This window comes from Pseudomonas cichorii, assembly GCF_019719005.1.
Classification (GTDB): Bacteria; Pseudomonadota; Gammaproteobacteria; order Pseudomonadales; family Pseudomonadaceae; genus Aquipseudomonas; species Aquipseudomonas cichorii_E.
This window is the reverse complement of sequence record NZ_JAIGPJ010000098.1, coordinates 1-970: the sequence shown is the minus strand read 5'-3', so window position 1 is coordinate 970 and position 970 is coordinate 1. Positions and strand designations below refer to the sequence as shown.

General features: G+C 55.1%; 2 protein-coding genes. Both read right to left on the bottom strand.

The window, feature by feature from the left end:
* Positions 1–142 precede the first annotated feature (142 nt).
* A complete protein-coding gene (locus K5D32_RS25760) occupies positions 143–658 on the bottom strand; it encodes an Hcp family type VI secretion system effector (protein ID WP_025258081.1) in 516 nt (171 codons plus the stop codon).
* Positions 659–763: 105 nt separating this feature from the next.
* Positions 764–970, bottom strand: a 207-nt coding sequence (locus K5D32_RS25755; RefSeq protein ID WP_221602324.1) for a hypothetical protein, incomplete at its 5' end; no start/stop codon positions are given.

The following is a 970-nucleotide window of genomic DNA, read 5'->3' as shown; positions in this document are numbered from 1 at the left end:
GCAGGTCGCTGTTTAAACCTTCTACGGTCAGGCTGAAGTGAGTCTGATTGGCCGGCGCGAACATCCCTTGTTCCTCGATTCTGAAAGGGCGTAAACAACATCGACCAGCAGAGGCCGGTCGATGCTTGAAACCTCAGCCGTATCAGGCCACAGGCGAACGCCAGTCATCGGAACCCGAAGTACCGGAGACTTCGTGGGTCCAGGTGATTTTGCGGTAGGTCATTTCGATGTCTTCCAGGTGCGTGAAATGCGCGTTCGCAGGGTCCTGGCAGTTGTGCATGTAGTCCTTGGAGCTGACGAGGATCGCGTCTTCCAGAACGGTGGTGTAGTAGTGCTCTTGAGTGCCTTGAGCGGAGGTGCGGAACCATTTGATTTCGACTTTGCTCAGGCGCTCGCCGGAAGTCAGGGCCGCTTGCAGCAGAGGCGAGGACTTGTCGAAGACCTTGGTGATTTTCACCGGCTTGTGAACGCGCTGGCCGGTTGGCTGGCCGGACTGTGGGTCACGCGGGATGATCACGTCGTGATGGAACGCCTGGACCATCACTTCGTCTTCGTGGCCTTCCTGAAAGGTGTTGCCCACGGAGTCGGCGGTGAAGGCGCCGGCAGTGATCAGGCCTTGTTTTTCGCCGGTGATGGACATGTACGCGGGTGTAGCCATGGATGCTCTCCTTGCTGAAACTTGAGGGTCCCGGGAGGCGAATTTGCCTGATGGGTGGCAAATACTGATCAAGCTTTGTGCCAGCTAATAAAATAGCTATATAAATCATATGGATGCGCGATTTGTTCGCGGCATGTTGAGCTTTTTAGGGGGAAACTTTTTAGGGGGAAAACCCGTTGAAAGTGCGCAAGAAGTTGCGCACCACTGCGCAACTTCTTGCGCACTTGGCTGGAGGGCTTGAACGGCGTGAGTCAGAGAGAACTGATCACAGGTTATCCACAGAAAAGTGCGCAACTTCTTGCGCATAATGGC